Origin of the sequence: Vibrio sp. 10N.286.49.E11, assembly GCF_041469505.1 — a bacterium.
In the GTDB taxonomy this organism is placed as follows: Bacteria; Pseudomonadota; Gammaproteobacteria; order Enterobacterales; family Vibrionaceae; genus Vibrio; species Vibrio crassostreae_C.
Window position 1 is genome coordinate 1 of the sequence record NZ_JBFRKQ010000004.1, and the last position, 23339, is coordinate 23339.

Consider the following 23339-nt stretch of genomic DNA (forward strand, 5'->3'; position numbering starts at 1 on the left):
GCATTGTTGTTAACTAACAACACGGCAAGCCCTTGTATTAACTCACTCACTCTCTGCGTTGTAACGAAAGTGGGGGTTATACGCGCTCTAACCCATTGAGCTACCGAATGAAGCCTCAAAAGCACCAATGGATGCTGAAGAAACTATTAAAGAAATTCCCGAATATTGCTGAGTCGATGGCGGTACGTGCTGAAAACTACAACCAGTCTCTGGAGTTCATTCGTAACCCACCCAAAGATGCGACTATTAAAGTGATAGCGCCACCTGAAGCCTTCGCGGTTAAGCGTTTAACTATGGATCAAAGTACTCTTAATACAGGTTACGAGATGGGCGTCAAAGCCGGTGAAGAGCACCTTGCTATTAGAAAAGGCGTTTATGGTTTAGACACTGAAGATTGTCATTTCTGCGTCTAGGAACGGTTTTAGAATACTGAATAAACGACGAAGCCACGCTGTTCACTTCAGAATAGCGTGGCTTTGTATCTGTAGACCTAGTTTGTTTTTAACTCAGTCTGCTATTAACTCAATTAGCGATTAAACGAGTTCGTTACCGCTGGTGTTGCCAGCAAAGAAGGCATCAACACTGGTGAGCGTTGTATTGGCGATGTTGAACAGAGCATCTTTGGTCAAGAAAGCTTGGTGACCTGTGAACAATACATTGTGACAAGCAGATAGGCGACGGAATACGTCATCGACAATCACATCGTTAGATTTGTCTTGGAAGAACAGCTCTTTCTCGTTGTCGTAAACATCAAGACCAAGTGCGCCAATCTTACTCTGTTTAAGCGCTTCGATAGCAGCTGTGGAATCCAGTAGTTCACCACGGCTGGTGTTGACAATCATCACGCCGTCTTTCATCTTCTCAAACGCAGTCGCATCTAATAGGTGGTAGTTCTCTTTACTCATTGGGCAGTGTAGAGAAATCACATCAGACTCTTGGTAAAGTTCGTCGAGTTCAACGTATTTAGCGCCTAACTCAACAGCTAACGGGTTTGGATATGGGTCATAGCATAGGATATTCATGCCTAAACCCTTCAGAATTCGCATCGTCGCTAGGCCAATCTTACCCGAGCCAATCATACCGACCGTTTTACCGTGGAAGTTAAAGCCAACTAACCCCTCAAGAGAGAAGTTCGCATCACGAGTGCGTTGGTATGCCTTGTGTAGTTTACGGTTCAAACACATCATCATGCCAACCGTGTGTTCTGCTACCGATTCTGGTGAGTAAGCCGGAACGCGAACCACTTGCAGACCAAACTCTTTGGCTGCGTCTAGGTCGACCTTGTCAAAGCCCGCACAGCGCATCGCGATTAACTTGGTGCCGCCTTGAGCAAGAATCTCTAACACGTCTCGCGATAGGTCATCGTTTACAAACGCACAAACCACTTCGTTGTCGTGCGCCATTTTTGCTGTTGTTGTGGTGAGTCGAAAATCGTGAAAATGAAACTCAGCGTTGAGTTCGCCTTTTGCCAGTTCGAATGATTTTTCGTCGTATGATTTTGAGCTAAAAAAAGCAATGTTGAGCATGGCTTCCTCTCTTACCTAAAATATAAATAACCCACTAATTCATTCTCTGAAACGGGATTAAAACAAGGGCATGTTGACCTTTCGCGGTTAAGTTTTGTTCGAGATAAAATCGTTTTAATCGCGACGAGAGGTTTGCCGCCTAGTCATTCTAAGCAAAACCCTCTCAACAAAGAGTAAAATGATTTTAGCCGAACCCTTCGGGCAGTGTTTGTGGTTCCTTTCTACAGCGTTATCGAATTCTCATGTAGGAGAGCTACACGTCGAATTCTCTGCCTTGTATAAATAACCCACAAACGGCTGCAAAAATCAGCTCGATAGGTCAACATGCCCTACAACTCTGTTCAGTGTGCTAGAGTTTTTTTCTCTTGTCTATCACCATTAGTCATTGTAATTGCTATGGTTATTTGATCTTTTGTCTTCACTTATTGAACATTAAAAATCACATTACGAGGTTGCTTGCTTATAAGTTCATCAATATTGAATGAATCTTACTTTCGGGTGTGGAACGTTGAATTTTCCAGTGTGACGGAATACGTAAATGACTCATATAAAACCTCTTCTCTAACTGTTCTTTGAAAGTTGTGCTTCTGTCTAACGAGTGGCGGTTGTTATTTACCAGTAGTTCTCACTGCTGAATTGACCGGGTTTTCTGCGTAAGTGCTTTTCGAAACCTAAGCTAGTTAGCGCTTCGCTTGTGTCACGAACCATTTGCGGATTGCCGCAAAGGTAGAAAAAACTGCGGGTTTGATTGAAAGCGACAGACGCGGCTTGCTCGAGGTCGCCTCCAAGTAACAAATTTGGGATTCGTCCGCGCAAAGTTCCGGTAACTGATTCTCTAGAAATAATTGGCACATATTTAAGTCTCCCTTGAAAGTGATTAACGAGTTGAGTGATACGATCTCGATAAGTCAGGTCTTGCTTTGTTCTTACAGCATGCACTAGAACCAGATTCTTGAATGAAGAGGCTTTGTCTGAAGCCAACTCATTTTGCTGTATCTGCATGCTCTCAAGTATTGAGATAAATGGGCCTACCGCGGTTCCGGTTGAAAGCATCCATAGATCGTCGGCGATCTCTGGGATCTCATCTAAGGTCATAAAGCCACTTGGGTCTTTGCCGACAAAGATGTCATCGCCCATCTTCAACTCATGAAGTTGAGGTGAAAGCTGACCGTTCTGATCCTTAATAATCAAAAATTCCAGATGTTGATGACCTTGTTCGTGCTCTGGCGCGTTCACCATCGAATAGGCGCGTCTTACGAACTCATCCTCACTGTTAAGTAAGCCAAGTTTCGTGAACTGACCTGCCTGATAAGAAGAGACAGGTGCACTAACCTGGAGTGAGAACAATTGATCTGTCCATTCTGTTTTGTTTAGGACTTTGCCTGTACCACGCCAATAATGAGAATGCTTATCAATACCGATTAAAGGTTAATTATTGGGTCGAATGTTGTCAAAAAGACAATATACTATTTGAGTCCAAATGACTCGTGCATGTGTTTTGGTTTCGTTTTAATAGACTTTAGCTGGTTGAACATCGTTAACATAGGTTGAGTGGTTTGACCCCTAGGATATTCAACCAATTACTGAAGAGAATAATTTATAGATGCGTATAATGGCGGCTTTCGTTCTCAATATAACTGTGTTTTATGCTTGATAATCTTCGTATGGCCTTGAACGTATTGTTCGTGACCATTAATACTGCATTCACCGCATTGGCTGTGAGCCTGTTTGCCCTAATCAAACTTATTTTGCCAATTTCTGTCGTTCAAAAATCATGCACTCGCTTAGCTAACTTCACATTCTGGTGTTGGGCTTCTCTTAATTTATGGATGTTGAACGCCAATAACGATATCGAATGGCAAGTGGAAGGGGGGGAAGATATTTCGACCAAGCAGTGGTATTTGATGATGTCCAACCACCTAAGCTGGGCAGATATTGTGATTTTGTCTTCAATCCTAAAAGACAAAATGCCGATGACGAAGTACTTCTTGAAACATGAATTGTTGTACGTACCATTTGTTGGCTTGGCCTGCTGGGGCTTAGATATGCCATTCATGAGACGCCACTCTCGTGAGTTCCTATTACGCAACCCAGAACGCCGTAATGATGATTTTAATGCAATCAATAAAGCGTGTACTAAGTTCAAATTAGCACCGACAACATTGGTTAATTTTGTTGAAGGGACTCGTGCAAACCACGAGAAACTGGCGTCAGCAAAGACCCCTTATCGCCACTTATTGAAGCCGAAAACTGGGGGCGTGGCATTTGCTTTATCTGCAATGGGCCCAATTTTGGATGGCATCGTGGATGTGACCTTAGCTTACCCTGAAAACCAAACCTCTCCGTTTGAAGATATGCTGAAGGGCAAAATGACTAAGGTCGTTGTGCGTATTAAATTGCATCCAATGGATGAGAACGTGAACGGTAATTACTTTGAAGATAAGGCTTTTAAACGTCGCTTCCACAATTGGTTGAACAGCACGTGGAAAGAGAAAGACGTCTACCTTGATACGGTTTATGGGGTTGATAAGCCTTCTGAGGTAGAGACAGTTGACGAGCCTGATGTGGCTTATAAGAAACAAGAACAGTAAGCTAAAACTGAATCGATAGCATTAATAAAGCCGATAGCTCATTGAACTATCGGCTTTTTTATTAATTTGACTTTCTTAATATTCAAACCATTAAGTTAGTACTTACTATGGCTTAACCGCCTGGTAAGCATCAATAATATGCTTTACTTGGCTAGGTTTTCCTTGCTTCTCTTGTCCTTGATGGATACGTAAGTAGTGCTGCAATGTTTTGGCTTTGTATTGCTGTGATACCTTCACTTGTTCATCACAACTTGGTGTCCAGATCTTGTCACCGACGTTTGATATCTCGCTAACGGTTTGGCTCTTTTCTGAATCACCGCGACTATTACTCACCAATAAAATCTCGTAGTAACGACGGTTCTCTTCAATCAACACTTCATCAATAAGACCAAAATGGATCGCCTTTAAATGGCTTCTCAACTCGAATTGCTGATGCACCGGACAAAGCAAGAAATCGATCGCTTTGTCTGGGTGTTGACGATGAATATCATCGACGAGCTTTTGAGTAAGATCGCCACCGACACCCGCAATAATAACTAGGTGTTTGCCTGTATGTTTCTCAAGCGGAATAGCGGCGACATCCATGCAGTAGACTTGCCATTGGTTGCTAACCGTTTGTTCGGCTCTGTTATCTTGCGGAAAGTAGCGCGCTAGCTTGCCTTCAAGCTCACTCATCAGAGACGGGACAATGTCGACAAAGTGAATCTGAGGCGCTTTATTATCCGATAACAGTTGAACACCCAAAAAGCCATGATCACAGCAACAGTCCCAAATATGCTGGTAGTCATTGCTGACAAGGGAGTGGAGAGTTTGCAGTCGGTTACTTAGCTTCATAAGGTTCGCGTCGTTAGAAAAGGGGTGTTGTCTTATCGAAGGCGCATTGTAATGACTTTCTAGAAAAACAAAAGCACCTAGGGTGTGAATCCTAGGTGCTTTGTAGTGGCTACAGAAATGTAAGTATAGGTTTACGATGCTTTGGCAACGGCTCTGATATGGCCTTCCACTCGGTTCTTACCAAGTTGTTGCGCGATAAGTTTCGCTTGTTCCGCCAGCGCTAAAGCTGAGTCTGTTTCACCCTCTATTTGCGAGTATCCCACGCTAACCCCTAGCGATAAGGTGATATCTGGAGTGACGATGGTTTTCTCCGCGATTGCGACTCTGCACTGGTCTAGCTGGAATTTGGCATCTTTCACATCATTGGCTTTGAATAATACTGCGAACTCCTTTCCTCCAACACGAGCCAAGCAAAGTCCCTTTGGCTTGGGGAAGTAACTGCGTATCGATTCTGCAGTCAGCTTGATCATCTTGTCGCCAACCGCTTCACCGTAGGCTCGGTTTACGTGGTCGAAGTTATCGATATCAAGCAGAGCGACATAGGTATCGGGCTCGCTCACGTAGTTTTCGATGGCGATGCTGAAACTGCTCTTATTGTCTAACTGCGTCATCAGATCTTTGCTGCTCAATTGATGTTGAAGCAGTAAGTTAGACAAAGAGACTTCAGTGTAATCACGGATCATTCGTAGAATACTCTGGCTGATCGGTAAGTTTACGTTTACGTACAACACTGCGATCAACTGCTGACGAGAGTGCAAAGGAATACAGTAATGACGTTGGTGTATTTTGAGTTTACACGCCAGTGGATCGGCGTACTTACCACTTCGGTAAGCCATAGTGTCCGGTGTAAATCGCTCTGCAAGGGCTTTGTCACAATGTACCGTGGATTTGTTTCCGTGATAGTCGATGGTACTGAATGCGTGGTTCTCAAGCTGATAGAGACAGAATTGAATGCCTTTTTGGTAGGTGAAACTATCCAGTATGGATTTTAACTCTCGCTTAAAGCTTACAAGGTCATCGACTTTATTCAGTTGCGACAAGGACACGTTCAAACGATAAGCCAGATAGTTGGCACCAATCCACAATAGCAGGAGTGAGCCCAGTACTAAGCCCGTCAACGTAAATTGATGTGAGCTGGTTAAGATGTCATGGCGGTCAGTGCCCGCAATGAACACCCAATTTAAGCTGTTGTCTGCGTCAAATACCGATATTTTGAAGTTATCTTGATAGTAATATTCGTGCTTACCAACGGTTTCACCTTGTGAGAGTTGGTGGCTGATCCCTGCATGGAAGCTGATGGATTTAGAACCGATACGCTGTGGATCCGGGTGGAATACCAGTCGCTCTGTTGCTCTGTCTACAACAAATACATAGCCATTATTAAGCGTTTTTAAATCTCTTAAACCTTGCGTGGTATGCATTAAATCAAACTCAATCCATATTTCTTCGTTGAGCTTTTCTGCAGTGTGTTTAACGGCGAAAACCCATCGTCCATCGGCTTTTTGGTAAACGGAAGAGATGTAAAAATCTTCTACAACACCGTCTATTGAATGCCATTGTATTGTGGCGATTTGTTCATTGGAAAGAGGAAGGCCACGAGTGGAGACATAATGTTGGGAGTTAGGTTGGTATCGAACGATATCGGAGAAATTTGGTGTTCTTCTTAGAATATTATCACTCAATTCTCTGAATTTTTTATCACCGATTGGAGCCGTTTTAGGCAAGCCTAGACTGGTTTCTAAAAAATAGAGTTTGCCGAATGTGGCTTCGATGTTGGAACGAATGGTAGAGCTTGCGATACGAATGTTTGATGATGATTGTTCTGTTGCTGCTGTTTCTACTTTTTCAAGCTGAGTCATAGCAAGATAGAGCATCCCTCCAGTTAATAAAATAATGTATGGTTTAAAAAGCCGAATTAATGTTTTAGGTAAAGCCATGATATCCAAAGACGTTATAGATTCATTTTTATAGTACGGCAATACTAAACAGTTTCATTAACCACATCAATGCAAATGATTCCATATGGATGAATGATTTTTGTGATATTCAGCTAACAAAAAAGCCAGCTGTAAATATAACTGGCTTCTATGGTTTTCGGTGTTTTATTAAGCTGACTAAGCTTTTGCTTTAATCAAATCAGCCTGATCTGGCGAATAGTGCAAAATTGCCATCGAAGTTGGCGACAACAACATTTCACCTTCTGCATGACCGGGTTTAACGTTTCGCAAGTTGGTATCACAGATGGTTACCCAGTTTTGTTCACGGTCATTCGGTAACGAGAAACGTGCTGGCGCATTGGTTTGGTTGATAAGATAAATTAACTCGTCGCCATCTTTACCAATACCTAAATGCAAAGCGACTGAGCTTAAGCGGTTCCAGTCGTCATGCTCCATAAGTGTGCCATCGACACGGCTCCAGAAGATGCGGTTAGAGTTACGCTTTTCGCCACTGAACGCCTTAATAAACGGCACCATGTATTGCTGACGAGCAGAGATCATTTCAGATAACCAAGTCTTGAAGTAAGTCTTGCGCTCTGAATCTTCCCAGTTAAGCCAGCTGGTCACGCCATCTTGGCAGTAAGCGTTGTTGTTACCTTTTTGAGTATGAGATAACACATCGGCCGTCAAAATATGAGGAATACCAAAAGCAAACAGCAGGCTCGCCATGAAGTTTCGTTTCTGCTTTTCACGTGTCGTAATAACTAACAGGTTTTCGGTTTCACCTTCAACACCGTAGTTTTCAGAACGGTTGTCACCGTGTCCATCGCGGTTGTTCTCACCATTCTCTTCGTTGTGCTTATGCTTGTAAGAAACAAGATCCTGCATGGTGAAACCATCATGATAAGTGATGTAGTTGACGGTGAGTTTGTAAGGCCAGTGCGCTGCACTGTAGATATCACGAGACCCCATCAAACGAGTCGCAAACTCTTTTAGGTAGCCTTGATCACCACGCCAGAAGCTACGTGTGATGTCTCGTAGTTTGTCGTTACACTCATTCCAGCCTAGCGGGAAATTACCCACTTGGTAGCCATTCGGACCGATGTCCCAAGGTTCTGCAATGAGCTTGGTTTCTTTAAGTACAGGGTCTTGAGCCACAGCTTTAAAGAATGCAGCCTCAGGGTTGTAGTTGTCACCTTCGCGCCCCAGTGTTGCAGCCAAATCAAAACGGAAGCCGTCGACTTGGAACTCACTTACCCAATAGCGAAGCGTATCCATCACTAAGTTGAGTGCTGGCTGGTGGGTGAGATCAACGGTGTTACCACAACCAGTAAAGTTCGCGTAATGGCAGCCATGTTTAATGTAGTAGCGGCTATCTAGCGCTTTGAGGTTGAAGGTTGTACCACCTTCGCCACCTTCTGCTGTGTGGTTGTACACCACGTCTAGAATGACTTCGATGCCATTTCGGTGAAGTTCACGAATCGCAGTCTTTAACTCGTTTACGGCATCTTTCTCTGCGTAGCGAGGGTCAGGCACCATAAACAAGTATGGGTTGTAACCCCAATAGTTCACTTTACCCATGTCTAATAGGTGTGGTTCATGCATGCATGCGGCAATGGGCAAAAGCTGTAGAGAGTTGATATTTTGCTGTTTGTAGAACGCAAGCATTTCAGGGCTCACTAACCCTAAGTAGCGTCCTTTAGTATTGGCAGCCACTTCTGGGTGCAGTTGAGATAGACCTTTTACATGCGTTTCAAAAAGAACGGTATCTTCGCGGCTAATGCGTGGCTTTTCTACATCTTGCCAATCGAAGGTGTCATCAACAACGACACATTTCGCCATAGCAAAGCTTTTTTCATTGGTATATGGCGTGACGTAATCGAGCGGTTCGCTTATTGCTTTGGCATACGGGTCTGAAAGCAGGATAGGGCCATTGTCCGTTTCGGCAATGAAGCCGTATTTTTGCCCCGCTTTAATACCATCAATAAAGACATATCTGATATCAGCGTATTCATTTTCCAATTTATAAGTGGTGAATTCGTCGTTCTCGTCAAAAAGAGCGAGTGAAAGAGATTTACAGTCAGGAGAATAAATAGAGAAGTTGCAGCCAGTGTTACCTAGCGTTGCGCCTAGCGGATAAGGGCGAGCGAGCGTTCTAGTCATTGCTTGATTTCTTGTTCGTTTATCGACATCAGTGAACTATAAGTAAAAAGCTTTGTCACAATAAGGTCAAGCAACTTCACAGATTAATTACGGTAAAAAAAATAATTCATCGATGAAGTTCAAATTATATATTTGAGCTAGATCTCACTTATGTTGAATAATTAGATCTGTGTGCTGTCTACTCCTCCTATATTAAGTGATCTACCTCTTTAAAACACCATTCTGTATATTTTCTACTCCCCTCTAGTCCCCCTTAATTAACTTAGGGGCGGAGGAAGTCAAACTTGTCATCCCCTCTTAATATTGACCCCGTTGAAACGAATCAGGGGAAACCCTAAACCTCTCTATCTTACGACTACCATTACTGCCTTTGGTTGCCGCAAGAGAGCAAAAATATAAAAACCTAAAATAAATCGTCCTTAATGGAGTTAAGAATGAAAAAAGTAAGTTTGATTGCTGCAGCAGTGGCAACTACGTTAGCTGCTGGCTCTGCGTTCGCTGTAGATTTTCATGGTTACATGCGTGCTGGTGTTGGTCTTAGCGCTGACGGTGGACAGCAAGTAACATTTGAAAAGAACAAAATCGGTCGTCTAGGTAACGAAGGCGATATATACGGTGAAGTTCAACTAGGTAAAGAAGTTTACAATAACAACGGTAAAACGTTCTACGTTGACTCTATGTTTGCAATGACTTCTAACGGTTCAAACGATTGGGAAAGCACTTCTACTAACTGTGGTCTTGACGACGCTGGCGATATTAAATGTGTTGATGATGCACAATTCGCGCTACGCCAATTCAACGTTCAAGCTAAAGGTGTTCTAGATTTCGCTCCTGAAGCGACTCTATGGGCAGGTAAGCGTTACTACCAACGTCACGACATCCATATCTCTGACTTCTACTACTGGAACATCTCTGGCGCGGGCGCTGGTGTTGAAGGCATCGAAGCTGGTCCAGGTAAAGTATCTTTTGCATGGGTTCGTAACGACCGTGGCGATATCGCTGACCCAGGTAACGATGGCGGCGATGCAAACGTTAACACTCTAGACGTACGTTACGCTGGTCTTCCAGTATGGGAAAACGGCTCTCTAGAACTAGGTCTAAACTACGCTCTAGTTAACGAAACTGACGACGCACCAAACAGCACTAAAGATGCAGAAGACGGTGTAATGTTCACTGCTGAATTGACTCAAGGTCTAGATTCAGGCTTCAACAAAACAGTATTCCAGTACGGTACAGAAGGCTACTCTAAAACAATGGCATTCTACGGCGACGGTAGCTGGTACGGTGCAGAAGCTGACAGTGGCGCATCTGGTTACCGCCTAATCAACTGGGGTGTAATCGGCATGGGCGAAAACTGGGAAATGGGTCACCAGTTAGTATACGGTGTTGGTGAAGACATGTGGGCTGGCCAAGACAAGTGGGAAGCAATGTCTGTAGTTGTACGTCCAATGTACAAATGGGATGACAACCACAAAACTATCTTCGAAGCTGGTTACGCTATCGATGATAACGACGGTGCAGAGAACAAGTTCGGTAAACTAACTGTTGCTCAAGCATGGTCTGCTGGCTCTAGCTTCTGGGCTCGTCCTGAAATCCGCGTTTACGCGTCGTACCTAACTGCAGATAAAGACGACAACTCTAACGCATTTGACGGCGGTCGTTCAGACGATACATTCCAATTCGGTGTACAAGCTGAAGCCTGGTGGTAATCATCTAGCCACTAAGTCCTAAATTGTCCTAGAATGATACAGCCAGAACCTTATCTGGCTGTATTTATTTCAAAAAAACAATAATGAGTCGAGGTAGAAGGTAATGAAAAAATGGCTTGCTCCCGTACTGTTGGGAATGTTGGCTACAGGTTGTACTTCTGTAGAACAAGTCGATATGAACCCGAAAGGTCAGCAACAAGTGATCACGCAATCGGGCGACATTCAATGGGTACCAATTGATGTGCCTGTGGTTACTGAGTTCGCTTTGACTGACAAAAGCCAAATGTTGTTAGATGGTAATAGCGCTGGCGCAATTGCAGCGTTCGTGTTACCAGGTAATCGCGGCAGTCTCGATATCAAACTAGAGACATTTGTAAACAAAAATCTAGAGTTCTTCGCTCCTAACGTTATGGTAATGAATACGGCTGGCGAAACTATTTACCAAGCAGATTTCTCAAAGTTTAAGTACGAGCCAGCAAAACTGTTGGATAACGATAAGTTTGTACTTGAAATGAACGTGATTCCAGACATGACGGGTAATGACTTGCATGTACTGGTTTACACAACTTCCGCAGATTTAAAAGGAAGTTCTGAAGTTCTTCACCCTGCAAAAGCCTTCGCACTGGCAAATCACACTCAGCCACCAGATATTGCAGATCCTCAAGCGAAACACAGACCACTTGGTCAGTTCCGCTTCTCAGTATCCGCGAACGATATCGTGAATACTAAAATTGTCGCGAAAAACGACAACATCCCACAAGGTACGGATTTAACCAGCTACTACCACAGCTCGATTAAAGCAGCGGTCGCGGCTAACGATATTCCGAAAGCATTAACACTGCTTGATGAAGCGAAAGAGTTGGGCATCAAAGGTGCAAAAGAAGTATTTGTGAAAGCAGTAAATACAAAATAATTTCAAAAAGGTCAGCGATATGCTGACCTTTTTTATTACTCTATTTGAGTGTTTAAAGCTCCCCCCTACATATAGTTACCTTATTCACAAATTTGTTTTTTTACTTTGTTTTTTTATATTGAATAGATCAATAATTAAATTGTATTTCCAACCTCAATCGTCATCGATTAGGAAATAATTAAACCTATCAAAGTAATCTGGACCAGCAAGATATGGAATAATACTCCTTATCGGTAGTTCGATATTTTGTTCTTTTTAAATATTAAACTTTTACCAACTTGGTGAGTTTTTATTTACTTTGTAATATTAAAAAGGAATTAACGTGAAAATGAACATGATGAAAACATCACTTGCTGCTGCCTTGCTTTTTACTCTTGCTGGTTGTCAATCGACAGCAGAATCAGACGGAGCTGCTGAGCCTATTGTTAATTTATCTCAAGAGGAAGTTGTTGCCTTCATGGCCGCTTGTGACAACCCAGATAGTATGGCGAAAGGCCCGATTTCTAAACCTCTGTTTGTCGTAGGCACGTTTGCTGATTCTGATTGGAAACATGTACCTCAACGTAAGTATATATACAAAGGCAATAACTTCTATCAAGTGGTGACGCAAGAAAAATCAGGCTCTTACAAAATGCAGTATGCGACAGAGTTGTGGTCCCCTCAATTTACTGCAAAAGGTAATGTAATGAATGTTGGTGAATTAACGCCACTCACATTTGGTGGTTACGGTACAGATACTTCGGTTGATATTGATGAAGATGGGGAATACGTTTGGAGCCTTCGGTTTGAAGGAGATGGAAAACCACTTAATATTATGATTAATAAATGTAAATAATATTCCATTTGGTTATTTGAAGTTTGTTTTAATTATTAACCCCTACATGAAACTATGTTGGGGTTAATTTTATTCAGGAGAACTTAATGCATAATGTTCGATATAATAAATTGCTGAGTAAATCATTTATAGCGTTGAGTGTTGTAAGTGTATTATCAGCGTGCAACTCCTCAGGTGGAAGTGATAGTGGCAGCACACCGTTGCCCGATACAAGTTACGCCTGCCAAGCGAATGTAATGGAGCAAAGCAATCAGCTTCGGACTTATCAAATCATGGTTGAAAGCTTTGTAGATGGAGATTCGAACATAGGCCATGGAACGGGTTATGGCACCAGTCATCACAATGGTGATCTTCAAGGGATTATTGATTCGCTTGATTACATCCAAGGTTTGGGTATGAACGCAATTTGGCTTACTCCGATTTTTGAGTCCCAAGCGATCACGGGACAAGACCATTGGGCCGATCGTTTGGATGCAACGGGCTACTTTGCCACGGATTATTTTAAGATTGATCCTCGTTTTGGTGATTTGGAAACCGCGAGAACGCTGGTAGATGAAGCGCACAAACGCGGCTTGTATGTTTTCTTTGATGGCGTGTTTGGTCATCACAAAGAAGGGTTGATTAAGCCATCTCCATCAGGGCTGTTACCTTCTGGTTCGAGTAATCCAGTGGATTACCCAGCAAGCTTGGATTTCTATAAAGAAGTCGCGACTTACTGGGTAAAAGAGCTAAAAATTGATGGTTGGCGTTTAGACCAAGCGTACCAAGTTCCAACCGATGCATTGACACAAATCCGCAAAGCGGTGGATGAAGCCTCGCAAAGTGTGACATACACCAATGCGAATTGGGAGCAAGTTAATCCTTTGGGTTACATGGTAGCTGAGATCTGGAAAGGCGAATCAGAGATTGGAAGTGACGCCTACGGTGCGTCTGCTGAACCTGCGTTGTGCTCGGCATTTGATTTCCCTATGCGCTATCGAATCGTAGAAACATTAGCGGTTAATGAAAGTGGCCTGGGGGGGCGAGGTGTCGATTGGTTAGACAATGGCTACCAAACGCACCGCTTATATCCATCCCATGCACAGCCGAACTTAATGATCGGTAATCACGATTTAGTTCGTTTTGGCGATTTACTTCAACGTGGTGGGTTGGCTGATGTGAACGACGTAGAATATTGGCAACGTCACAAAGCGGCGTTTGCGTTTCAAGCCGCTTACTCTGGGCCTATTACGCTTTATTACGGCGATGAAATTGGCGATCAAGTTGACGGTTTCGTTGTGAAAGAAGACAACAACACCTGTGCCATTCGAGGAGTGTGTGATGATCACGTCGCACGAAGCAGCGCCAAGATTGAAGGCGTAACCGCGACCCTAGATGCCAACCAAGTTGACCTGAAAAACTACGTTAAGTCATTGATGGCTATGCGTGCTGCTCATCCTGCTTTGTATCAAGGCAGCCGCACTAACTTGGTAGCAAGCAATGGCAGTTATGTGGACTTGAAAGTATCTGGCGATGACCAAGTCTTATTTGCTTTGAATACCCTTGAGAGTGCTCGCAACATAGTGTTGACAGAAGCGCAAGTCGGTAGCAATCAAGCGCTGGTGGATTTAATCACTAACCAACAAATCACACCAAGTAACGGGCAATACCAGATCCCGATGTCATCATTACAAGGGCGCTTCTTCAAAGTGATACAAAGCGGACAATAAGTTTTCCCCATTTATCCAAAGCCAAGTGTTGCTGCTGACCCCCATAGGCGCACGCTTGGTTTTTTCGTCTCTTTGTCTAAGATGCCGTTCTTTCTTGTTCTTCGGTGGCGATATTGCACGTTGAATCCCAGTTTTCCTTTCTACATCTATTTGTTTTATATCGAACATTCGCTGCTAAAAATTGAAAGAAACAGTACGCAGTTTGTGAGATGTGCTGCACGATAATGAGAATATTCACATTCATGCAAAGTCAAAATGTGATTTAAGGCTTACTCATGTGTAATTGTTATGTTTATCTTTTTGTGGATTTATATAACTAATGGGAAATTATAATGAAATCCACAACGAAGCCCTTCTATCCATTACCTCTTATTTGCTCTCCAGTCACGTTCTTAATGGCGACTTTGAACAGTGGAATGGTAATGCACCAACGCAGTGGTCTGTGATTGATTCCGGCATTGCTGTTTCACCGACCAGTGTGGCCAATACAAAACGGAAGGCGATTGCTACAACCGTGAACACTTATTCCCTAAGAGCTGGTTTGGTGGCAAGGTTGAACCGATGAACTCTGATGGTCACCACCTATTTGCAACCGATGGCTATGTGAATGCGAAGCGCAGCAACTGGCTATTTGGTGAAGTGGGTAACAGCACTTACGCATCTAGCAATGGCTCAAAAGTCGGCTTAGCAAGCTCTACTTTGGGCTATTCAGGAACGGTATTTGAGCCTATTGATGAGTTCAAAGGTGATTTTGCTCGCGTGTATTTCTACATGGCGACACGCTATGAAAATGTGATTGGTAACTGGGAAAGCAATTCAAGCAGCTCAGACGCAGTACTAAACGGCACGAAAACGACCGTCTTTGAACCATGGATGCTGAACATGTTGAAACGTTGGCACAAAACGAACTTGTTAGCGCGAAAGCGATCAGCCGTAACCAAGCGGTGTTTGAATTCCAAGGTAACCGCAACCCGTTTGTGGATCACCCTGAATTTGTAGAGATCATTTGGGGAAACTAACCCCATTAGCTAAAGCAAATCGCCAGAAACAACACAGCCGCTATCGTCACTGTTCGGGCGGCTTTTTAATGCCGTTTTAGAGGCACAAAAAAGGGGAGGTTTTACCCTCCCCAAGCTAGCACATGGTTGAGCCTATTGTTTTTAGTTCTTAGTTACTGTCACGACTGGTGCGGCTTTATCAGCTGCATTGAAGTGGAAGTTGTAGTTTCCTGCTTCTGCAATTGTGATTTTAAGGTTTGCACTGTCGCCACCAACATCCATGGTGACTGCTGCGCCGAGCTCTACATTGCCTTCTCCACCGAAGTTGGTGTCACCCGCCCAATCCGCACTTGCGATCTTCATTTCGTAGCTACCTGCTGCTAGGTCGATATCTAAAGAGTAAACATCTGCGGCTACGTAGTTGAACTTCGCGCTTGAATCTTCAGCTGGCGTATCCCAAGTTGTGATTGTGCCGCGTAGGAAGAGTGAAGTTTCACCAAACGTTGGTGCGTCTGCCGCTTTCGTTACAGAAGCAACCGGTTTGTCAGCTGAATCGCTTTGCTCATGAATCGCATTTAGAACGAAGGTGTATTTGCCTGTTTCAGTAACGGACAATGCACAGTTATCTTCAGTACCCAAGTCTAGAGATCCAGAAGCTTGTTCTGTGTAATCACAGCCAAAGTTTGGTGTACCCCAGCTATCATCAGCAAACTTAAAACCGTAATCACCAGCTTCAAGTACACCCGTTACCGAGTACATACCGTTACCAATGAATGACATTTCCCATTCTTCTGATGGATTCCAACCGCTCATGTCACCACGAACATAAACTTTGGTTTCGCCATAAGGAGGAATGCTCGATACGTCTTTGTTATCTGTATCAACAGGCAGACCAGCACCTTGTGCGTTACCTTGAGGTTGTACAAATACCGCTGTTGTAAGTGCCGGAACCGTGAAAGTCTCACTGGAGAAGCTTGCGCTCTTAACGGTCATGTCAGCCGAGTTCTTCTGAACGTAATGCAGTTCGAAACCCGTCGTGCCCTCAATTTTGAAAGATTTCTCTTCTGCTGTTGAGTTCACTACTGCGACGATGGCGTCGTAGTTTGTATCTAGATCTGCACCCGCTGACGTACCGTCGTCAATAGACATCACAATCAAGCCTTCAACTTGGTCTTTGCCTACGTTGCGGAAATCAACGCGGTTCATGACCTCTTGAGCGGTATCTAAACGGAACAGTTCGCTTGAGCTACGAATAGTCAGTAGTTCTAGGAATTGTTGCTTAGTTAGCTCGATATCGTCAGTGTTTGGCATCGCAGTGCTGTCAGCAACGATAGTTTTGATCAGCTCCCAGTTTGCGCCGTCTTTGTCTTCACGAGGTAGACCGACGTTCCAGTTGTTGTCGCTACCGTCGAAGTAAACGCGGTTGAACCAGTCACCTGAATCGTAAGAGTCACGCTGCATTGATTTCGAACGCAACAGCTCAGAACCCATATGGATGAATGGTATGCCTTGGCCTAACATCACGGTAGAGAGTGATACATACTGCATGCGAGCACGCTCTGCAGAGCTAGTACCAGAGGCGATTTTGTATGCGTTGTTATCCCAAAGCGTTTGGTTATCATGTTTCGACACGTAAGAGATGTTCTCAGATGGCATCTTAGTGTAGCCCGCTGGAGCACCGTTGTAGTCTACGTTCTTACCAAGTTTAGTATCACCTTTGTAATCGAGTAGAACGAATTCTGCTAGGTTACCCGCCATGCCCAGGCGAACAAGATCTTGGTTGTGTAAACGGCCGTTTACTGAATCTGCATCTGTTTTTGTTTCTTCATTGGCATAAGCTGCATTACCGAAGCCTTGGTTGAAACGAAGTGGGTGCTTGCCTTCTGTATCCATACCGCCATCGAATGGGCTGCCACCACGAACCGCATCACGTAGACGGTCAGAGAAAGTGCCGATTTCTGTGCCAGCCATGTTTAGCTGTGTTGCTTGGTCGAAGCGGGCGTTGTTGGCGACTTCACCAAAGTCCCAGCCTTCCCCGTAGAACAGAGTATTCGGGTCGATTTTGCGCACTTCTTCCAATGCTTCGACCATTACATCTTTTGGCTGGTGGCCCATCAAGTCAAAACGGAAACCATCCACTTTGTAGTCGTCAGCCCACACCTTAAGTGAGTCGACCATCAATTTACCCATCATCAGGTTTTCGGTCGCAGTGTTGTCACAACAAGTCGAGTTTTCTACGCCACCAGTGTTGACGTTAAGACGGTGGTAGTACCCAGGGACAATCTTATCCAGTACCGACTTATCGTTCACACCAGACGCATTGGTGTGGTTGTATACCACGTCCATGATCAGCTTAAGATCCATGTCGTGCGTAGCTTTGACCATCTGACGGAATTCGAGAATACGCTGAGAACCATTAGGATCGGTCGCGTAACTTCCCTCAGGCACTGTGTAATGGAATGGGTCGTAGCCCCAGTTGAAGCTATCAAGCATACGAAGGTCATTCATTAATGCTTGTGCGTCACCCGTTGAAGGGTCATAACCATCGAGTACGTCTTCGATGACTTTGTTTTCGTCTTCGCTTCCACATAAGGTAGCTGTCGGTTTTACATCACACAGTTTTCCTACGGTGTCGGTGATATCAACACGGCTCGCGGCATCTTCATCGACGGTAGCGATATCAAATGCTGGTAAGATATGCAGCGTAGTTAAACCTGCTTCTTGGAGAGCTTGTAGGTGTTTGACCGACTCACGATCGGCTTCTGTAAGAGCGAGGTACTTGCCATTTAGGCTAGCTGTGCCGAGCTTATCGCTGAAACTAAAGTCACGTAGGTGTGATTCGTAAAGTACGTGGTCTTCGTCTTTCTCTACGGTTGGTCGTTGGTAGTTGTCCCAGTTCGCTGGTTTCAAGGTTGAATCATTCAGGTCAATCACTTGAGAGTATGCTGAGTTCTTTGACAAACTGAGAGAGTATGGGTCTGTCACAAGGCGAGTTTCGATATTGCCTGTGGTTGGGTGATAAACCTTCACTTGGTAACGGTAATAACTGTTCACTGCATTAGACACGGCATCAGTCGCCCAAATGCCTGTCTCAGTGTTTTCCGTCATCGGGATTACTTGTGAACTTAGCAGATCTTCACTGTATAGAACGAGTTCTACATCTTGCGCGGTTGGTGCCCAAAGCTTGAAGGTCGCCGCACTGCCTTCAACAATTGCGCCTAGTTCTTCAGCCATTGCATTACCAGCATCTCCGCTAGCAAATACCGCATCAAGCACACCAGGTTTTTGAACCTCAGTTGAAGAGATAACATCGCCATTGGCATTGTAGGCAACAAAAATTATCTGAGATTTTAAAATAGTGCGAAGTGTGCTGTCGTCAACATCGATAGCTAGGGCAGGTAAGCTTGCAAGGTGTCGGAAACGCTCTTTCAATTCAGAAGATAGTTCTCCGTCTTTGCTTAGTTCAATTGCAGTTCCACCGACAATCTCTTTGTCATCGTTCATTGTGATGCTGTTGTCTAGTGCATAGAAAAGCTTCACAGAGTCTGCATTGCTAGCCGCTTCCCAACCAATTGTGGTTGCATCTAGCCAGTGTGCTTTTTGACCATCAATATTGACTGGTCGCTCTGAAATAGGGTCGTAGTACAACTCGCTGCTGCCATGGAAACCAAATACGCCTTGTGAATCGCCAAGCTTAGTTAACTCGACTTTAGAATTGGCACTGCCAAATGCTTTCTCATCACCATTGTGCAAGATGAAGTTCATGCATTTGTGTGGGTCAGAGGCATCTGGGTCAACTTTCAACACATAATAGGCACCGTAAGTATCGCTGATACCATCATATTCGTAAGGGCTGTTCCAGTCGGTTCCGGTTTCACTTAATCCCATGCCGACTAAATCTGTGCTGGTACAGCCTTCACCATTCCAAAGGTGCAGCCCCCAACCGTCGTAAGTTGAGCCAGATGAGCTGGCAGCGGCAACATCGCGTTTGTAGTAAATAACGACTTCGTTTTCAGCTGCAGGGTATAAACCACTGTTGCCAGGGGCTGTACCGTTGTCGCTATCATTATCACTACCACAACCCGCGATCAAAGTAGCGGTGAAGAGCGGTAACATTGCTTTGGCCAATGTAGAGCGTTTGAAGCTCTTCTTTTTGGTATTGTTGAAGGTATTTCGTAGAGAGATAATTTTATTAATATTTATGTTGTTCACGTTTTGATATCCATATTTCACTTTTTATGAAGATGAATATCCTAGCTTTAACCAAGGTCAACTATTTGTGATGGCTATGTATAAAGTTATTTTTAATATATAAAAATAGGAAACCTAGTGTCAATATCACGCTTTGTATTTGGTTTAAGTTAAATTTATTGGATCAATGACTCATTTGCATAATATCAATAATGTAAGGCGTAGAGGCTAGGCGTAGTTAATAAGGATGAGAGCTCATCCTTATTATTGTGAGTAATATATCGAATTGAGAGAGTGTTAATTTAATGTGGAAATTAAGTTATTTATCAATTAGCTAAAAGCGAGCTGTGCGGTAATTTATATTGATAGGTATATCATCCATTTAAGGATAACACCCAAGCCAAAGACGCCAGCGGTTTCAATTCAATATTAAAACTGCCAACACTGTTCTCAATGTCGAGCACTTGTTGCGCTATGCCTTCAATATATTCATTGAGTATGTAACGACCATCAACTAATTTGAGTTTTTGGATTACATCACTTGGAATCTTAAAGTGAATATTTTCAGTGGTATGTTGGCTGAAATTAGCTGCAACAATGGTTAGCTCTTGGTGGTCAGAGCGCAGAAATGCGTAGACTGAATCACTTAAGTTACAGCACTGGTGTAAGTCTTGGTAATCACCTGTTATCGATGAGTGCTCTAGCGAAAAGTTCATTACCTTTTGATAGAAGTGACGCAGCTGCTTTTCGTTTTCGTCTAATAGCCCGCCATCGAATGCGCCGTGGTTCATCCACTTTTGGTGTTGTGGGACTCCGATGTAGTCAAATATGGAAGTTCGTGAGGGCTGTCCAAAGCCTGCATTCTCCGCGCCCGGTTCGCCGACTTCTTGCCCAAAGTAGATCATGGTTGGAGAACTACTCAATAACGCGCTGACTAGCATTGCAGGCTTCGCTATATTTGGGTCACCTACAAATTCAGGAGACGCGATGCGTTGTTCATCATGGTTATCCAAGAAGTGCAGCATGTGATGTTCAATATCCATCATTTGATGTTGGATTTTGGGGATGATAGCCGTGGAAGTATTGCCTAGCATGATGTCTTTTAGACCGTCGTACAGATCTACTTTGTCATAGAGGTAGTCCATTTTGCCTAAGTGGATATAGTCGCGATATAAGTCCGGTTGGTACACCTCAGCCATTAAAAAGGCATCTTGGTTTTTCATCTTTATAGATGAATTAAGGTAGCTCCAAAATTCGACTGGAACCATCTCAGCCATATCGTAGCGAAACCCATCAACACCTTTATTCAACCAAAACAAGGCGATATCTCGGAATTTAGCCCAAGAGTTAGGCACATAAACAGATTTCCAGAAACGGAAATGATCCATGTAATTGCGTTGAGCATAGTCACTCGGTAGTTCAGGGAAGTCTTTTGAACCGTCTGGTCGCATGCCATAATTGATTTTCACCGTTTCATACCAATCATCGAAACTAGGCTTGGCTAAACGTGAGCCGTTACCTGTCCATTTGGCGGGCGTCTCTATAAACGGGGAGTTTAGGTTGGGATGCTGTTCACCACCTAGCGGCGTAAAGGCGGGCTCTATGTCTGGCAATTCAAAGGTGCTGTTGGGAATGTAGTAGAAGTTATTGTCTTTGTGGTATTCCAGCGTTGTGTCATCTTGAGCGCCGAAGTCACTGACACCTTCTGGGTTGTTTAAGCCTTTATAATGACGCGCAACGTGATTCGGTACGATATCGATAATCACTTTTAAACCATTGTCGTGACTTCTTTTGATTAGTGCCTCGAACTCCTCTAGTCGGCATTCAGGGTTGTCTGCGAGATCTGGGTTTACGGAATAGTAGTCTTTGACGGCATATGGTGATCCCGCACGGCCTTTTACCACGCTAGGGTGATCGTCTGAAATACCAAGGTGCTTGTAGTCATTGATGAGCGCATGATGTGGCACTCCGGTATACCAAATATGAGTCATACCGAGTTTGCGGATTTCAGACAGCGCTTTGTCGGTAAAATCACTGAACTTACCGACGCCATTTTGCTCGATTGTGCCCCATGGAACATGTTGGGTGTTTTTATTGCCAAATAAACGCGTAAAAACTTGGTAGATGGCGTACTTTTGGTTGTACATATTTATAATTCCTTTAACTTCCATCATGTTATGTAGGGATGAAAGGGCTTGTTTATTCTTTGCAGGCTAACCGAATTACAATATGCCTTACTCATCCTTATCAAAATCTACAGGGCGTAATTGCTACAGTATGTGAGCTGTTGCTCAAAAGGAGTCATGTTGTCTTCATCTATTCAAATCGTTATCACTTATTTGGTTCTGGTGGCGGTATCTGTGTTGTTTGCGGAAAGTTCTAAAGCGCTGTTGGTGTGGTATTTGGTTATCGGTTTCGTGACGTTTTTTGTGTACGCGAAGGACAAGCGAGCAGCGATCAATGGCAATTGGCGTGTGCCAGAGAAAACTCTGCATATTTTTTCTGTTGCTGGTGGCTGGCTAGGGGCGTTGATCGCTCAAGATAAGCTGCGTCATAAAACGCAGAAGCAGCCGTTCAGAGCCATATATTGGGTGACAGTGGCAGTGAATGTTGCGGCGTTTGTGTGGACGTTAACGCCGAGCGGGCAGACGATGTTTGGTCGTTGGCTTAGTGAACTTGTGGGTTATTTATAAAGAGAATAACGGTTAGCACAGGAGTACCAACCGTTAAAATACAGAAGTTATTCGACTAGAGCATCGGAATGGTCGATGCTAGAAGCAAGCCAGCCATACCGTAGTTGAAGCTTTTAATGCGGACTGGTGTTGTTAGCCAGTGCTGTAGTTGTTTACCTGCCGCCGTCCAGAATGTGACTGACGGTAAGTTCGCTAACGTGAAGATACCTGCGATGATCGCAAGCTCCCACCATGAACTACCGCTGCTATAAACAGAAATGGCTGTCAGTGCCATTGACCAACCTTTCGGATTAACCCACTGAAAACTTGCCGCGCCAATGAAGGTCATCGGTTTATAAGCTTCAGTGCTTTTCGCTTTTCCACTCTTTGCTATTTTAATCGCTAGGTAAACCAAGTAAGCAAGGCTCAGGTACTTTAATATTTGGTGCGTAACCGGATAAGCGTTGAAAATACCCATTAAACCGAAGCCAACCAGCAGCAACATGGCTGCAAACCCTAGAGCAATGCCAAGCATGTGCGGAATAGTGCGGGCAAAGCCAACATTTGCTCCTGATGTCATAAGCATGATGTTATTTGGACCCGGCGTGAAGGTCGAGACGAACGCAAACAAGGCAAGTGCGCTAAGTTGTTCTAAAGGCATTATGGTTCTCCAGCAAAAAAATGAACGAAGTGACTGACCGGTCATGACTTTCACGTGTTGAGAAACATAGTAGGTGGAAAGTGGGGCAATTATGTGCTTTTATTTCCTCTATTATCACTAAATGCACAATAATAAGTACTTATGGACAGATTTGACGAAAGGATATTGCAAGAGCTTAAATTGGACGGCAGAATCTCCAATATTGAGCTTTCTGAACGAATTGGTTTGTCGGCTTCAGCGACCTTAAGGCGAGTACAAGATCTCGAGCGTAAAGGGATCATTCAAGGTTACCGTGCAGTTCTGGATAATGGCCTGATGGGCGTTGGCTTTATTGCTTACGTTTCGATTGGTTTATCGAGCCACAGCAAAGCGGCTCAACTAGAGTTTGAACAGCATGTCAGTATGGAAAAAGAGGTGGTGGAGTGCCACAACATTACCGGTGCCAACGAGTACTTGCTAAGGGTAGAAACCAAAGATCTACCGGGCTATAAGAAGTTTCATGCCGATGTGCTTGGGGAATGTGCTCAGGTGCAATCTATTACGACTATGGTTGTGATGGATACCCCTAAAGACGAACGCTAGTCGAGTTTTATTTCAGGA

At 43.9% G+C, this 23339-nt stretch carries 16 protein-coding genes and 2 pseudogenes; 10 read left to right on the forward strand and 8 right to left on the reverse strand.

The genetic code is table 11. From position 1 onward, the window contains the following. Positions 1-86: 86 nt before the first annotated feature. Positions 87-413, forward strand: a pseudogene (locus AB4167_RS00690) (DUF6363 domain-containing protein); the annotation flags it as partial. A gap of 120 nt (positions 414-533) precedes the next feature. On the opposite strand, the gene AB4167_RS00695 reads toward AB4167_RS00690, so the two are convergent. Together AB4167_RS00695 and AB4167_RS00700 are read right to left on the reverse strand one after the other, a co-directional pair. Beyond that, a complete protein-coding gene (locus AB4167_RS00695) occupies positions 534-1526 on the reverse strand; it encodes a 2-hydroxyacid dehydrogenase (RefSeq protein WP_065583768.1) in 993 nt (330 codons plus the stop codon). Positions 1527-2138: 612 nt separating this feature from the next. Beyond that, positions 2139-2942: a ferredoxin--NADP reductase gene (locus AB4167_RS00700; protein ID WP_372136013.1), complete on the reverse strand. Its 804-nt coding sequence runs from the start codon at positions 2940-2942 to the stop codon at positions 2139-2141. Positions 2943-3172: 230 nt separating this feature from the next. Between AB4167_RS00700 and AB4167_RS00705 the strand changes: the two genes are divergently transcribed. Continuing rightward, the gene (locus AB4167_RS00705) at positions 3173-4117 is read left to right on the forward strand and encodes an acyltransferase (RefSeq protein ID WP_017063993.1); all 945 of its coding nucleotides are present in this window, start codon (positions 3173-3175) and stop codon (positions 4115-4117) included. A gap of 105 nt (positions 4118-4222) precedes the next feature. On the opposite strand, the gene AB4167_RS00710 is transcribed toward AB4167_RS00705, so the two are convergent. The 3 genes from AB4167_RS00710 to glgX all read right to left on the reverse strand — a co-directional run bounded on the left by AB4167_RS00710 (position 4223) and on the right by glgX (position 9051). Continuing rightward, a complete protein-coding gene (locus AB4167_RS00710) occupies positions 4223-4951 on the reverse strand; it encodes a tRNA (adenine(22)-N(1))-methyltransferase TrmK (protein ID WP_136982470.1) in 729 nt (242 codons plus the stop codon). Positions 4952-5082: 131 nt separating this feature from the next. Continuing rightward, complete coding sequence (locus AB4167_RS00715; RefSeq protein ID WP_102398418.1) at positions 5083-6825, reverse strand: diguanylate cyclase; 1743 nt, start codon at positions 6823-6825, stop codon at positions 5083-5085. Between the two features lie 240 nt (positions 6826-7065). After that, entirely contained in the window at positions 7066-9051 is a 1986-nt protein-coding gene (gene glgX / locus AB4167_RS00720) for a glycogen debranching protein GlgX (protein ID WP_372129578.1), read from the reverse strand. Between the two features lie 434 nt (positions 9052-9485). Here glgX and AB4167_RS00725 point away from each other — a divergent pair, with 434 nt between their 5' ends. The 6 genes and pseudogenes from AB4167_RS00725 to AB4167_RS00750 all read left to right on the forward strand — a co-directional run. Further along, positions 9486-10760: a maltoporin gene (locus AB4167_RS00725; protein WP_102394254.1), complete on the forward strand. Its 1275-nt coding sequence runs from the start codon at positions 9486-9488 to the stop codon at positions 10758-10760. Positions 10761-10863: 103 nt separating this feature from the next. Continuing rightward, positions 10864-11673 (forward strand): MalM family protein, encoded by an 810-nt coding sequence (locus tag AB4167_RS00730; protein ID WP_102394255.1) that lies wholly within the window; start codon positions 10864-10866, stop codon positions 11671-11673. Between the two features lie 328 nt (positions 11674-12001). Next, a complete protein-coding gene (locus tag AB4167_RS00735; protein WP_102394256.1) occupies positions 12002-12508 on the forward strand; it encodes a glycosidase in 507 nt (168 codons plus the stop codon). An 86-nt stretch (positions 12509-12594) separates the two neighbouring features. Beyond that, positions 12595-14217 (forward strand): alpha-amylase family glycosyl hydrolase, encoded by a 1623-nt coding sequence (locus AB4167_RS00740; protein WP_372135972.1) that lies wholly within the window; start codon positions 12595-12597, stop codon positions 14215-14217. A 319-nt stretch (positions 14218-14536) separates the two neighbouring features. Continuing rightward, positions 14537-14782, forward strand: coding sequence for a hypothetical protein (locus AB4167_RS00745; protein WP_133151248.1), 246 nt, complete (start codon positions 14537-14539; stop codon positions 14780-14782). Continuing rightward, a pseudogene (locus tag AB4167_RS00750) lies at positions 14686-15236 on the forward strand (endonuclease); the annotation flags it as partial. The gene AB4167_RS00745 and the pseudogene AB4167_RS00750, both read left to right, overlap by 97 nt. Positions 15237-15377: 141 nt before the next feature. On the opposite strand, the gene pulA reads toward AB4167_RS00750, so the two are convergent. Then, the gene (pulA, locus tag AB4167_RS00755; RefSeq protein WP_372135973.1) at positions 15378-19427 is read right to left on the reverse strand and encodes a pullulanase-type alpha-1,6-glucosidase; all 4050 of its coding nucleotides are present in this window, start codon (positions 19425-19427) and stop codon (positions 15378-15380) included. Positions 19428-19780: 353 nt separating this feature from the next. Beyond that, on the reverse strand, positions 19781-21553 hold the full coding sequence (locus tag AB4167_RS00760) for an alpha-amylase family glycosyl hydrolase (RefSeq protein ID WP_372135974.1): 1773 nt from the start codon (positions 21551-21553) through the stop codon (positions 19781-19783). A 156-nt stretch (positions 21554-21709) separates the two neighbouring features. On the opposite strand from AB4167_RS00760, the gene AB4167_RS00765 reads away from it, so the two are divergent. Next, positions 21710-22099, forward strand: a complete 390-nt coding sequence (locus AB4167_RS00765; RefSeq protein ID WP_017064222.1) for a DUF1294 domain-containing protein — start codon at positions 21710-21712, stop codon at positions 22097-22099. Between the two features lie 55 nt (positions 22100-22154). On the opposite strand, the gene AB4167_RS00770 is transcribed toward AB4167_RS00765, so the two are convergent. Further along, positions 22155-22739 (reverse strand): LysE family translocator, encoded by a 585-nt coding sequence (locus AB4167_RS00770; protein WP_102320677.1) that lies wholly within the window; start codon positions 22737-22739, stop codon positions 22155-22157. A gap of 141 nt (positions 22740-22880) precedes the next feature. Here AB4167_RS00770 and AB4167_RS00775 point away from each other — a divergent pair, with 141 nt between their 5' ends. Then, positions 22881-23321 (forward strand): Lrp/AsnC family transcriptional regulator, encoded by a 441-nt coding sequence (locus AB4167_RS00775; RefSeq protein ID WP_009845852.1) that lies wholly within the window; start codon positions 22881-22883, stop codon positions 23319-23321. The last annotated feature ends 18 nt before the right edge of the window (positions 23322-23339 follow it).